Annotated in this window: 10 protein-coding genes and 2 pseudogenes; 2 read left to right on the forward strand and 10 right to left on the reverse strand. The window is 69.7% G+C overall.

Annotation, left to right across the window (positions count from 1 at the left end):
• Window positions 1–46 precede the first annotated feature (46 nt).
• A complete protein-coding gene (locus ACHMXE_RS18340) occupies window positions 47–529 on the reverse strand; it encodes an MSMEG_0572/Sll0783 family nitrogen starvation response protein (RefSeq protein ID WP_209543934.1) in 483 nt (160 codons plus the stop codon).
• 381 nt (window positions 530–910) lie between these two features.
• On the opposite strand from ACHMXE_RS18340, the pseudogene ACHMXE_RS18345 reads away from it, so the two are divergent.
• Window positions 911–2,322: pseudogene (locus ACHMXE_RS18345) on the forward strand (PLP-dependent aminotransferase family protein).
• Here ACHMXE_RS18345 and ACHMXE_RS18350 read toward each other — a convergent pair.
• Window positions 2,323–2,716 (reverse strand): annotated as a pseudogene (locus ACHMXE_RS18350) (VOC family protein).
• Between the two features lie 198 nt (window positions 2,717–2,914).
• Here ACHMXE_RS18350 and ACHMXE_RS18355 point away from each other — a divergent pair.
• Complete coding sequence (locus tag ACHMXE_RS18355; protein WP_057594426.1) at window positions 2,915–4,333, forward strand: HAMP domain-containing sensor histidine kinase; 1,419 nt, start codon at window positions 2,915–2,917, stop codon at window positions 4,331–4,333.
• 67 nt (window positions 4,334–4,400) lie between these two features.
• Here ACHMXE_RS18355 and ACHMXE_RS18360 read toward each other — a convergent pair whose 3' ends face one another.
• The 8 genes from ACHMXE_RS18360 to ACHMXE_RS18395 all read right to left on the reverse strand — a co-directional run bounded on the left by ACHMXE_RS18360 (window position 4,401) and on the right by ACHMXE_RS18395 (window position 12,450).
• Window positions 4,401–5,000, reverse strand: a complete 600-nt coding sequence (locus tag ACHMXE_RS18360; protein ID WP_203202467.1) for a LuxR C-terminal-related transcriptional regulator — start codon at window positions 4,998–5,000, stop codon at window positions 4,401–4,403.
• 74 nt (window positions 5,001–5,074) lie between these two features.
• Window positions 5,075–6,412: a tryptophan--tRNA ligase gene (locus tag ACHMXE_RS18365; RefSeq protein WP_395350511.1), complete on the reverse strand. Its 1,338-nt coding sequence runs from the start codon at window positions 6,410–6,412 to the stop codon at window positions 5,075–5,077.
• 26 nt (window positions 6,413–6,438) lie between these two features.
• A complete protein-coding gene (locus ACHMXE_RS18370) occupies window positions 6,439–7,110 on the reverse strand; it encodes a site-2 protease family protein (RefSeq protein ID WP_203202465.1) in 672 nt (223 codons plus the stop codon).
• 44 nt (window positions 7,111–7,154) lie between these two features.
• The gene (locus ACHMXE_RS18375; RefSeq protein WP_203202464.1) at window positions 7,155–7,790 is read right to left on the reverse strand and encodes an L-threonylcarbamoyladenylate synthase; all 636 of its coding nucleotides are present in this window, start codon (window positions 7,788–7,790) and stop codon (window positions 7,155–7,157) included.
• A gap of 15 nt (window positions 7,791–7,805) precedes the next feature.
• Window positions 7,806–8,783 carry a DMT family transporter gene (locus tag ACHMXE_RS18380; RefSeq protein ID WP_203202463.1) on the reverse strand — a complete coding sequence of 326 codons (978 nt, stop codon included), beginning with the start codon at window positions 8,781–8,783 and terminating at the stop codon, window positions 7,806–7,808.
• A gap of 1 nt (window position 8,784) precedes the next feature.
• Window positions 8,785–9,642 carry a 3',5'-nucleoside bisphosphate phosphatase gene (locus ACHMXE_RS18385; RefSeq protein WP_203202462.1) on the reverse strand — a complete coding sequence of 286 codons (858 nt, stop codon included), beginning with the start codon at window positions 9,640–9,642 and terminating at the stop codon, window positions 8,785–8,787.
• Window positions 9,643–9,737: 95 nt separating this feature from the next.
• On the reverse strand, window positions 9,738–10,796 hold the full coding sequence (locus ACHMXE_RS18390) for a transporter (protein ID WP_395350514.1): 1,059 nt from the start codon (window positions 10,794–10,796) through the stop codon (window positions 9,738–9,740).
• A gap of 13 nt (window positions 10,797–10,809) precedes the next feature.
• Window positions 10,810–12,450: an inorganic phosphate transporter gene (locus tag ACHMXE_RS18395; protein ID WP_395350516.1), complete on the reverse strand. Its 1,641-nt coding sequence runs from the start codon at window positions 12,448–12,450 to the stop codon at window positions 10,810–10,812.
• Window positions 12,451–12,506: the final 56 nt, after the last annotated feature.

Genomic DNA, 12,506 nt, shown 5'->3' on the forward strand with positions numbered 1-12,506 from the left:
AGGGGGGAGGCGGCTACACGAAGTGAGCAAGCAACGGGGGTGGGCATCACAGCGTCCAGGTGTCGAGGATGAAGGCGTTCTGCTTGCGGTGCAGCAGGATCAGGTCGAGCACGTCGAGCGGGTTGATCGGCTTGATGCCTTCGATCAGCGCGCCTTCGCCGTGGCCGTAGAGCGCCTGCAGCGCGAAGCGGCAGGCGTAGACCTTGCCGCCCTCGCCGATGAAGGTCGCGATCTGCTTGTTGAAGTTCTGGTGGCCCGGGAAGGCCTCGTCGCCCAGGGTCGGGAAGCCGCGCTGCACGCCCAGCGTGACGCCGGGGCCGTAGAGCAGGATCGAGGTCTCGAAGCCCTTGCGGCGCAGGCGCGTGGCCTGCAGCAGGTTCACGAAGCCGATCGAGCCTTCGAAGGCCACGGTGTGGAAGGTCACGAGCGCCTTCTCGCCGGGCTCGGCCTTCACGTCTTCGAACACCTTCTCTTCGTAGTCGACGAGGAACTCGCCTTTTTCGTTGCGGGGACGGGTCACGGTGGGCATGGGGTACTCCGGTGAAAGGGATGAAGGAGAGGAACGCAGCAGCGTCTGCGCCCCTCCTTCTTCGCACGCCATGTGCCAGGGCGCGGAGCCGGTGATGCAATCAAGTTGCGATCAAGGCGCAGCGGTGCCGCATGCGGGCGCGAAAAAATTTCCGCGCGGGTGCCGCGAGCGGGTCGCGCGCGGCCCGCGGCAGGCCGCGCCGCACCGTGGCGAAGCGTTTCGCGTGCGATCAATGCACCCGATCAAGGGGGTTGATCGCACCCCTTGGAGGCATCGCCGGCCCTCGGGACCCGCTGGCGACGGGCACGTTTCCTGCGGGTTGATCGGTCCCCCGATGCAATCAATGGATGCAATCAAGTGGCCGCCTCCGACACCGCCCCGATCGCCCCCGCCGCCCCGGTCACGCTGCACTGGCGCAAGCAGCTGCGCGCCAGCGCCAAGCCGGCCTACCTGCTGCTGGCCGACCTGATCGCCGACGACATCCGCACCGGCCGGCTCGGCGCGCGCGACCGGCTGCCCACGCTGCGCGAGCTGGCGGCGGACCTGCAGCTCAACTACACGACCGTGGCGCGCGGCTATGCCGAGGCGCGCAAGCGCGGGCTGATCGACTCGCGCGCGGGCAGCGGCACCTTCATCCGCACCGGCAGCCCGAGCCTGCGGCTGCGCGGCGGCAGCGGCGCCGAGATGACGATGAACATGCCGCCCGAGCCGCGCGACGAGCACTTGGTGGCGCGCATGCACGAAGGCGCCGCGCAGGCCTTCGCGCAGGCCGACCTCTACGAGCTGCTGCGCTACCAGGACTTCGGCGGCACGGTGCACGACCGCGAGGCCGCGATGCAGTGGCTGCGCCCGCACGTGCCCGAGGCCGGCGTCGACCGCATCCTGGTGTGCCCGGCATCCACGGCGTGCTGACCGCGCTGATCTCGCAGCTCGCGCGGCCCGGCGAGCTGGTGTGCGTGGAGTCGCTGACCTACCCGGGCATCAAGGCCATCGCGGCCCAGCTCGGCGTGCAGCTGCATGCGCTGCAGCTCGACGACGACGGCCCGATCGCCGATGCCTTCGAGCACGCCTGCAAGACCCTGAAGCCCAAGGCGCTGTACTGCAACCCGACCCTGCTCAACCCCACCACCGGCACCGTGAGCCGCGCGCGGCGCGAGGCGCTGGCCGACGTGGCGTTGCGCTACGCGGTGCCGATCATCGAGGACGACGCCTACGGCATGCTGCCGCGCCAGATGCCGCCCACGCTCGCCACGCTGGCGCCCGCGCTCACCTACTACGTCACCGGCTTCTCGAAGTGCTTCGGCGCGGGGCTGCGCAGCGCCTACGTCTGCGCCCCGACCGCGCGCCAGTCGCAGCGGCTCGCGGGCGCGCTGCGCGCCACCACGGTGATGGCCTCGCCGGTCACCAATGCGCTGACCACGATGTGGGTCGAGGACGGCACGGCCGACGCCATGCTGCAGGCGGTGCGCGCCGAATCGGCCGCGCGCCAGCTGCTGGCCGCGCGCCATCTCGGCGACCACGGGCTGCAGGCGCATCCCGAGGGCTTCCATGCCTGGCTGCCGCTCACGCCGGGCTGGAGCCCGGTCGAGTTCGCCTCCTTCCTGCGCACGCGCAACGTGGGCGTGGTCGCGAGCGCGGCCTTCTCGACCGACGGCGATCCGCCCGACGCGGTGCGCATCTGCCTCGGCGGGCCGATGTCGCGCGAGGGGTGCGACGACGCGCTGCGGCTGATCGCGGACACGCTGACGCATCCGCTGCATCCGCACGCGACGGTGCAGGAGCGGGCCTTCTAGCTAGACGGGGTCGTGGCAGCAGACGCAGAGCTTGTTGCCGTCGGGATCGCGGAAGTAGGCGCCGTAGTAGTTGGCGTGGTAGTGCGGGCGCAGCCCGGGCGGGCCCTCGCAGCGCCCGCCGTGGGCCAGCGCCACGGCATGGACACGGTCGACCGTGGCGCGGTCGGCCGCCAGCAGCGCGACCATCTGGCCGTTGCCCACCGCCGGCTCCTGGCCGTCGAAGGGCGCGCCGATCAGGAACAGCGGGCGCGGCGCCGTCGGGGCGCTGCCAGCCGGCCCAGGGGCGGCTGTCGTCGCGAAAGCGCAGCGCATGGCCGAGCTCGTTCATGACGGCGGCATGGAAGCCGAAGGCGCGCTCGAAGTCGCTCACGCCGAGGAACACGTGGGAAAGCATGGCGGCAGGCCCGGAAAGCGAAGGGATGCCCATCGTGCCTCAAGGCTCGTCGCATCCGGGGCGGTTGTTACGGCGTGAAACACCGGCCTGCGGCCCGGTAAGATCGCCGGACTGGCCGGAACGCCGTTCCGGCCGCCGGCTCCACCCGCACCCCTCATCCATGGTTTTGGCCCGCTACCGCAGAAAAGGCGCTGCCTGATGGCCACCGCCGCCTCGATCACCAGCCTCACGCCCGTGCCGGCCTCCGCCGACGAGGCCGAGGCCTGGGTGCGCGGCGAGCTGATCCGCAGCCTGATGCGCTCGGCGCGCGGCTCCTACCTCGTGTCGGGCACCTTGATGGTCGGCATGGCGGCGCTCAACTGGTCGGCGCTGCCGCGCTGGGAGGTGCTGACCTGGCTCACCGCCGGCCTGATCTCGATGGCCTGCCGGGCCTGGGCCGCACGTGTGTACGCGGTGCGCTACGTCGGGCGCAGCGCGCTGGCGCAGCAGCAGTACGCCGACCGCTATGCCTTCGTCTGGACCGCCAGCGCCTTCGTCTGGGGGCTGTCGGTGCTGCTGTTCTTCGAGCGCGTGCCGCAGGTCAACCAGTTCATCAGCTGGCTGGTGATCGCGGGCGTCGCGACCTCGCCGCTCAACGGGCTGGCGCTGCACCCGCCGCTGCTCAAGCGCTTCGTCAACACGCTGTTCGCCACCGTGCTCGGTTCGGTGCTGGTGCGGCTGGTGGTCATCAACCTCGAGCATCCGCAGTTCCAGTACGGCTTCCTGCTGCCGATCCTGCCCACGCTGCACTGGTACCTGCTGCTGCGCGCCGGCCACCACATCCACGAGACCGCGCGCAACAGCCTGGAGCTGCTGTTCCACAACCACATCCTGATCAAGTCGCTGACCCAGCAGCGGCAGGCGGCGGTGGCGGCCGTGGCGATGAAGAACCGCTTCCTCGCGAGCGCCGCGCACGACATGCGCCAGCCGGTGCTGGCGCTGTCGCTGTACGCCGACTGGCTGCGCAACGAGCCCGAGCTGGTGCTCGAGCTGGCGCCGAAGATCGTGCGCGCCACCCATGCGGTCAATGCGCTGTTCGACTCCATGTTCGACCTCGCGCGCATCGACTCGGGCCAGGTGCGGCTGCACATCGAGCGCGTGGACATCGCCGAGCTGCTGCAGGACCTGGAGCTCCAGTACCGCCCCGTGGCCGAGAGCAAGGGGCTCGATTTCCGCGTCCACGTGACCGAGGGCAGCTTCCTCACCGACCCGATCCGCGTGCGCCGCATGATCGGCAACCTGCTCGCCAACGCGATCAAGTACACGCCCGAGGGCGGCGTGCTGCTGGCCTCGCGCCGCACCCGCGAGGGCATGCGCGTGGAGGTCTGGGACACCGGCATCGGCATCGCGCCCGAGCACCTGCGCGACGTGTTCCTCGAGTTCTACAAGGTGGCCGACCATGCCGGCACCTCCGACGGCTTCGGCCTCGGCCTGGCGATCGTCGCGCGCCTGTCGCACGTGCTGGGCCACCCGGTCAGCGTGCGCTCGCGCCTGGGCAGCGGCAGCGTGTTCCGCGTGGCGCTGCACGATGCGGACGAGGCGGTGGCGCAGGCGCGGGTGAGCGCGGCGGTGGGCTGAAAGGCTCCGCGCCCAAAGAAAAAGCCGCGCACATGGCGCGGCTCCTTCACGACGCTGCGGCCCGGCCTCAGCCCGACAGCAACCCGTTCGTGCGCGCGTAGTGCAGCGCCTGCGTGCGGCTCTTCACGCCCAGGCGGCGGAACAGGCGCCACAGGTGCACCTTCACCGTGTGTTCGCTGATCTCGAGGTCGGTGGCGATGTCGCGGTTGCTCATGCCCTTGTCGAGCATGGCGATCAGCTGGGTCTGGCGCTTCGAGAGCTTGCTGTTGCTCGCCAGCGGCGGCTCGTCGGCTTCTTCCGAACCGGCCATCAACAGGCCGCGCAGGGCCGCCGCCAGCTCGGCCGAGCTGGCCGACTTCTCGATGTAGGTGTCGGCACCGGCTTCGATGCAGGCGTCTTCCATGTCGGCCGAGGGCGCGGCCGAATAGACGGCGATCGGCACGTTGGGATAGACCTGCTTGACCGCGATCACCCCCGAGACGCCGTTGGTGTCGGGCAGCTTCAGGTCCAGACAGAAGAGCGTGGGCGCTCCGCGCTGCGCGACGGAACTCGCGAGCTTGTCGAGCCGTTCGAGCTCGACGATGTTCTCGGCCGGACGAAGGCGCCGCAGGACCATCACGATCGCGTCGCGCATCAGGGGGTGGTCGTCGATGACATATATGCTCATGTTTTCTTCCTTTGTGATCGCACCGTCTTCTCTCTTCTCGTCCACCGGCGGATGGGCCGGTGGCGGTTGCCGGATCAGCCGCCCTTGGTGGTGGCGGTGGCCTCCGACAGTGCCTCCAGCGCCTCGCTCGCGGCGCGCAATCCTTCATCCGTGGCGATCGGCTCGAGCCGATCCGCATAAGTCGTCAAGGCCGCGCCGCGCTGCTCCTGCAGCGCCGCGATGGTACGGCCGGCCTCCTGCGGCGAGGCGAAAGCTCGGCTCTGCAGCAGGGTTTCGCCGCTCGCGTCGAGCAGCTTGAAATAGAACATCCCGTCGCGTTCGCGGTACTGCTTGAAGCCGGCCTTGCCCGCGCCCTTGCCGCCCTTGCGCGCCTTGGCGCCATCGCCGGCGTCGGCCAGGTTGCGCAGGCCGACCGCGTGGCGCAGCCGCGTCATGAACGGGCGCGACAGCGCGCGCGCCTTGTCGGCGCCGATGAGCAGCGTGCGCTCGATCTGCGCGGGGTCGGCCATCAGCGCCTCGTAGCGCTCGCGCAGCGGCGCCACCTCGCGGTCGATGCGCTCGAACAGCACCTGCTTGGCGTCGCCCCAGGCGATGCCCTCGGCGTAGGACTTGCGCAGCGCTTCCGTTTCGTCGGCACTGGCGAAGGCCTGGTAGATCTGGAACAGCGCCGAGCCCTCGGTCTCCTTGGGCTCACCGGGCGCGCGCGAGTCGGTCACGATGCTCGCGATCTGCTTTTGCAGCTGGGCGCGCGGCGTGAACAACGGGATCGTGTTGTTGTAGCTCTTGCTCATCTTGCGGCCGTCGAGGCCCGGCAGGGTGGCGACGGCCTCGTCGATCTCGGCGTCCGGCAGCGTGAAGTGATCGCCGTAGAGGTGGTTGAAGCGCTGCGCCATGTCGCGCGCCATCTCGATGTGCTGCACCTGGTCGCGGCCCACGGGCACCTTGTGGGCGTTGAACATCAGGATGTCCGCGCCCATCAGCACCGGGTACATGAACAGGCCCGCGGTGACGTCGGCATCGACGTCCTCGCCCTTGGCGGCGTTCTTGTCGACCTGGGCCTTGTAGGCATGGGCGCGGTTGAGCACGCCCTTGCCGGTGACGCAGGTCAGGAACCAGGTGAGCTCGGGGATCTCGGGGATGTCGGACTGGCGGTAGAAGGTGACGCGCTCGGGATCGAGCCCGCAGGCCAGCCAGCTGGCGGCGATCTCCAGCGTGGAGCGCTGGATCTTCGCGGGCTCCTGCACCTTGATGAGGGCGTGGTAGTCGGCCAGGAAGAAGTAGCTCTCGACGCCGGGCGCGACGCTCTGGCGCACCGAATGGCGGATCGAGCCGACGTAGTTGCCGAGATGGGGCGTGCCGGAGGGCGTGATGCCGGTGAGGACGCGCAGCGGGGAAGGGGAGAACGAAGCCATGGTCGGAACTGGAAACTAACGCAACATCAACGCAACAGGGCCTGCAGCGGCCCGATCAGCAGATCGAGCACCTCGTAGCCCACGCTCATCAGCGGCATCAGCCAGAACTTGCTGACGATGCCGGCGAGCACCAGGCCCATCACGATGAAGAAACCGTAGGGCTCGATGCGGGCGAGGAAGTTCTGCGCCGGCCCGTTGGGCAGCAGCCCGGCCAGCACGCGGCCGCCGTCGAGCGGCGGCAGCGGAAAGAGGTTGAAGGCCCACATCACGAGGTTGACCAGCACGCCGCCCTGCGCCATCTTGATGAAGAAGGGCTCCTGCACGCCGACGCCGATGAGCACCGCCCAGACCACGGCCCAGAGAATCGCCTGGATGAAGTTCGAGGCCGGGCCGGCCAGCGCCACCCAGACCATGTCGCGCTTGGGATGGCGCAGCCGGCCGAAATTGACCGGCACCGGCTTGGCATAGCCGAACAGGAAGGCGCCCGAGGTCGCGAAGTAGAGCATCAGCGGCATCAGGATGGTCCCGATGGGGTCGATGTGCTTCATCGGATTGAGCGTGACGCGGCCCATGACCGCCGCGGTGTTGTCGCCGAGGTAGCGCGCCACGTAGCCGTGCGCGGCTTCGTGCACGGTGATCGCGAAGATCACGGGCAGCGCATAGATCAGGACCGTCTGTATCAGATTGGAGATATCCACTGCGAGATTGTGTCAGACGGAACAAGGGGAAAACGAAGGCCGCATCACAGGCCCAGCACCGAGAGCGCGCCGCGCCCCTGGCGCACCACCACCGGATCGTCGCCGCTGCCCATGGGCGTGAGGTCGACCACGGTGGTCGGCTGGGAGGGGCAGGCGCCGGCGTCGATCACGCCCGCGATCTGCTTCTCGAAGCGCTCGCGGATGACCTCGGCGTCGTTGAGCGCCTCGGTCTCGCCGGGCGCGATCAGCGTGGTGGCCAAAAGCGGCGCGCCATGCAGCGCCAGCAGCTCCAGCAGCACCTTGTGGTCGGGCACGCGCAGGCCGATGGTCTTGCGCTGCGGATGGCTCACGCGCCGCGGCACTTCCTTGGTGGCCTCGAGCAGGAAGGTATAGGGGCCGGGCGTGGCGGCCTTCAGCAGGCGGTACTGCTTGTTGTCCACGCGCGCGTAGTTCGCGAGCTCGCTGAGGTCGCGGCAGATCAGGGTCAGGTGGTGCTTGTCGTCGACCTGGCGGATGCGGCGCAGCTGGTCGACCGCGTCCCTGTCGTCGAGGTGGCAGGCCAGCGCGTAGCTGGAGTCGGTGGGCACCGCGACGATCTCGCCGCGCTGCAGCAGTGCCGCGGCCTGCTTGAGCAGCCGCTGCTGGGGGTTGTCGGGGTGGACTTCGAAGTACTGGGCCATGAAAAACGCTCCTGATCAGGATTCCGCGGGTTCGATCGGCACGCGGCGCTCGCGCACGGTGAGCCAGGCACCGGCCGCGCCGCAGACGGCGATCATCGCCATGCCGACCAGCGACACGACATCGGGCACGTGGGAGAACATCAGCCAGCCGCCGAGCATCGCGAAGGCGATCTGCGCATAGAGGTAGGGCGTGAGGGTGGAGGCCGGCGCGCGCTGGTAGGCGAGGATCAGCATGAAGTGCCCCACGGTGCCCATGAAGCCCATGAGGCACAGCAGGGCCCACCAGTGCCACGAGGGCAGCGCGGTCCAGGCGAAGGGCACCGCCAGCGAGGCCAGCAGGGTGCCGACCCAGCCGGTGTAGAAGTGCATGGTCAGCGGGTTCTCGGTCTGCGCGAGCTTGCTCGTGAGCACCTGGAACCAGGCGTTGGTCATCACCAGGCCGATCGGCAGCAGGATGGCCCAGCTGAAGGCGCCGCCGCCGGGCCGCAGGATGACCAGCGTGCCCGCGAAGCCGCCCGCCACCAGCGTCCAGCGCAGCGGCGAGACATGCTCCTTGAGCGTGGTGGCCGCCAGCAGCGTGATCACCAGCGGCGCGATCAGCACGATCGAGGTGAACTCGGCCAGCGGCATGTAGCGCAGGCTCATGAAGGCGAACAGGCTCGAGCCCAGCAGCAGCGCCCCGCGCAGCGCCTGGTAGCGCGGATGTGCGGTGCGCAGCAGCGCGGTGCCGCGCAGCGGCAGCAGCACGGCGGTGGTGGCCACGGCCTGGAAGGCATAGCGGAACCACACGCCCATGAGGATCGGCACGCTCGCGGTCGAGATCTTGGTGGCGGTGTCGAGCGTGGCGAAGCAGGCCACGGCCAGCACCACGAGGCCGATGCCGGCCAGGATGCGTTCGGATTCGCGGCTGGAGGCGGCCTGGGCCGCGGCGCGGGCCTGGGCCAGCGCCTGGGTGGCGGCGCTTTCGGTCGCGGTCCCGGGCAACTGGCTCACGCTAGGTCTGGATTCGGTGGCCGAGCAGTTCCCATACCGGCGTGAGCGAAGCGTGCAGCGGCGGCAGCTTGCCGAGGTCGCAGTGGCTCTCGTCGGGGCTGTGGAAATCGCTGCCGCGCGAGGCGGCGAAACCGAACTCGAGCGCCTTGTCGGCGTACTCGACGTATTCGGCCGGGGTGTGGCTGCCGGTGACGACCTCGATCGCCTGGCCGCCATGCGCCTTGAACTCGAGGAACAGCGCGTACTCCTCGTTGGCGCTGAACTTGTAGCGGCCCGGGTGCGCGATCACGGCCAGGCCCTTGGCCGAGGTGATCCAGTGCACCGCGTCCTTCAGCGTGGCCCAGCGGTGCGGCACGTAGCCGGGCTTGCCCTCGGTGAGGTACTTGCGGAACACCTCGGGCGTGTCGCGGCAGTGGCCCTGCTCGACCAGGAAGCGCGCGAAGTGCGTGCGCGAGATCAGCTCGGGGTTGCCGACGAACCGCAGCGCGCCTTCGTAGGCGCCCTGGATGCCGACCTTGGCCAGGCCCTCGGACATTTCCTGCGCGCGCTTGCCGCGGCCGCCGCGGGTGTCGTACAGGCCCTGGGTCATGGCGGCGTCGTCGGGGTCGAAGCCCAGGCCGACGATGTGCACGGTCTCGCCCGCGAAGGTGACCGAGATCTCGGTGCCGGTGAGGTAGCGCATGCCGTTCTCGCGCGCGGCGGCGGCGGCGCGGTGCTGGCCGCCGATCTCGTCGTGGTCGGTCAGCGCCCACAGGTCGACGCCATTGCTGGCGGCGCGCACGGCGAGTTCTTCGGGCGTCAGTGTGCCGTCGGACACCACGGAGTGGCAGTGCAGGTCGGCATTGAGAATGGAGGACACCGGTCGATTCTAGGCGCTCCGGCCTGTCGACACGGTCGCATGGGTGCTCGTATTTGCTACTAGATAAATAGCATTAACCGCAGCGGTGGAGCGGCTCAGCGCTTCTTCCTGAAAGCGGCCCAGGCGGCCACCGCGGTGAAGGTGGCGACGATCGCCACCACGATCCAGAAGCCGTGCTTGTGCTCGGCCAGCGGGATGCCGCCGACGTTCATGCCGAACAGGCCGGCCAGGATGTTGATCGGCAGCGCCAGCACCGTGACCACCGTCAGCACGAACAGGCTGCGGTTGTTGTCCTCGTTGACGTTGGCGGCGATCTCTTCCTGCAGCAGCTTGATGCGTTCCTGCAGCGCCTGCATGTCGCGCAGCACCACCGAGAACTCCTCGGTCGCGCCGCGCAGCTCCTGCGTGTCGTCCTCGGCCATCCAGCCCGGCGGGCGCTGCAGCAGCCGGAACAGCGCCGCCGGCTCGGGCGCCAGCAGCCGCTGCAGCCGCACCAGCAGCCGGCGCATCACGCCCAGGCGGGCGCGCTTGTGGTCGAGCCGGCCGGCCAGCAGTTCGTCCTCGATGCGGTCGACGCGGCCGGTCACGCCGCGCACGATCTTCACCAGCACGTCGGCCTGCGCGCGCAGCAGGTGCTCGAGCAGCTCGGTGCTCGAGCCCGGCGCGTCGCCGGCCTTGACCGCGGTGCGCAGCGCGTCGACCGAACGCAGCGGCTTGCTGCGCGCCGTCACGACCAGCCGCGCGCCGACCGCGATCCACAGCGTCGAGATGTCCGAGGGCTCGAAGCTGAACTCGAAGTGCACGTCGTTGATGACCGCGATCAGCGCATCGTCGGCGCGCTCGATGCGCGTGGAGGGCAGGCCGTCGTGCAGCGTCTCGTAGAAGGTGTCCGACAGCCGCGCGTGGCGCCGCAGCCAGCGCTCGGCCTGGGCATGGCTCAGGTTGAAGTGCAGCCAGGCGTAGGGGCCCTCGAAGGGCGCGCCCGCGAATTCTTCGCCGGGCGGCAGGGCATCGAGCCAGGCCGCGGCCTGGCTCGAGTCGATCTCGCGCGAGGCCTCGGGGCCCGACGCGCCCGGGTCGAACAGGTAGCCGCAGATCAGCCCGGCTTCGTCGCCGCCATACGAACTGGCGGCCAGGTCATGGAGTGCCGGCAAGGTGCGCGATGCTTCAGAACAGGTGCGTGAACAGCCAGTACAGCACGCCCGACAGCAGCATCGCCGCCGGCAGCGTCAGCACCCAGGCCAGCGCGAGGTTGCGCAGCGTCGACATCTGCAGCCCCGAGCCGCTCGCGGTCATGGTGCCCGCCACGCCCGAGGACAGCACGTGCGTGGTCGAGACCGGCAGGCCGTACATGTCGGCCGCGCCGATGGTCACCATCGCCACCACCTCGGCCGAGGCGCCCTGGGCATAGCTCAGGTGGGTCTTGCCGATCTTCTCGCCCACGGTCACCACGATGCGCTTCCAGCCGATCATGGTGCCCAGGCCCAGCGCGATCGCCACCGCCACCTTCACCCACAGCGGGATGAAGCGGGTGGCGTCGTCGAGTTCCTGGCGCAGCGCGCCGACGCGGGCCTGCGTGTCGGCATCGAAATGCGCGGCGCCGCTCTTGTCGAGGTGGCGGATCGCCTCGGAGGCCAGGTACATGTCGTTGCGCACATTGGCCACCGCGTCGGCCGGCAGGCGGGCCAGCGAGCCGTGCTGCCTGACCTCCTGCGCGATGCTGCCGGTGACCGCGGCCAGCGCGGGCACCACCGTGTCGTTGAACTCGCGGGTGCGCACGTAGGTCGCGAGCGAGTCGCGCGCGGCCGCCGGCTGCAGCGCGGGCAGCGAGGTCGGCAGGCTGCGCTGCATCGCGCCCTGCGCCACCTCGGCCACGGCGACGAACTTCACCGTCTGGTCGGCCGGCATCGCGCGGTTGAGCGCATAGGCCATCGGCACCGTGCCCACCAGGATCAGCATGATCAGGCCCATGCCCTTCTGGCCGTCGTTGGAACCGTGCGCGAACGAGACGCCGGTGCAGGTCAGGATCAGCAGGCCGCGGATCCACCACGGCGGCGGCTCGCTGCCCTTGGGTTCTTCATAGAGCGCGCGGTTCTTGACGAAGGCGCGCAGCGCCAGCAGCAGCAGCGCGGCGCAGCCGAAGCCCACCAGCGGCGACAGCAAGAGCGAATAGCCGACCTTGGTGGCCTGCGCCCAGTCCACGCCGCTGGTGCCGTCGCGGCCGTGCATCAGCGCGTTGGCCACGCCCACGCCGATGATCGAGCCGATCAGCGTGTGCGAGGAGGAGGCCGGCAGCCCCAGCCACCAGGTGCCGAGGTTCCAGATGATCGCGGCGATCAGCAGCGCGAACACCATCGCGAAGCCCGCGCCCGAGCCCACCTGCAGGATCAGCTCCACCGGCAGCAGCGCGATGATGCCGAAGGCCACCGCGCCGCTGGAGACCAGCACGCCCAGGAAATTGAAGAAGCCCGACCACACGACCGCGAAGTTCGGCGGCAGCGAGTGGGTGTAGATCACGGTCGCCACCGCGTTGGCGGTGTCGTGGAAGCCGTTGACGAACTCGAAGCCCAGCGCGATCAGCAGCGCCACGCCCAGCAGGATGTAGGGCACCCAGGTGGTCATGGGCGCGCCGGAGTCCGACACGTCGCTCACCAGGCTCCAGGCCGTGTAGAGCAGGCCGACGGCCAGCAGGCCGACGAAGGTGATCAGGGCGACCGGACCGGGCCGGGCATCGAGCTTCGGGCGGTGGGCCGCGGACCCTGCGGGCGCGGCCGGCAGGTCCGTGGTCGGGGCGGCGAGCGTGTTCATGAGGGCGTTCTGGAGTGTTGTAGTGGACAGAAATGGTGTTCGCGCCGTGTGACAAC

The organism is Variovorax sp. UC122_21 (assembly GCF_044056785.1).
Classification (GTDB): Bacteria; Pseudomonadota; Gammaproteobacteria; order Burkholderiales; family Burkholderiaceae_C; genus Variovorax.

Coding starts and splice junctions, on each gene's coding strand:
- ACHMXE_RS18365 (WP_395350511.1), bottom strand. CDS start 6,412: ATGGCTTCGTTCTCCCCTTCCCCGCTGCGCGTCCTCACCGGCATCACG.
- ACHMXE_RS18360 (WP_203202467.1), bottom strand. CDS start 5,000: ATGAGCATATATGTCATCGACGACCACCCCCTGATGCGCGACGCGATC.
- ACHMXE_RS18375 (WP_203202464.1), bottom strand. CDS start 7,790: ATGGCCCAGTACTTCGAAGTCCACCCCGACAACCCCCAGCAGCGGCTG.
- ACHMXE_RS18355 (WP_057594426.1), top strand. CDS start 2,915: ATGGCCACCGCCGCCTCGATCACCAGCCTCACGCCCGTGCCGGCCTCC.
- ACHMXE_RS18395 (WP_395350516.1), bottom strand. CDS start 12,450: ATGAACACGCTCGCCGCCCCGACCACGGACCTGCCGGCCGCGCCCGCA.
- ACHMXE_RS18340 (WP_209543934.1), bottom strand. CDS start 529: ATGCCCACCGTGACCCGTCCCCGCAACGAAAAAGGCGAGTTCCTCGTC.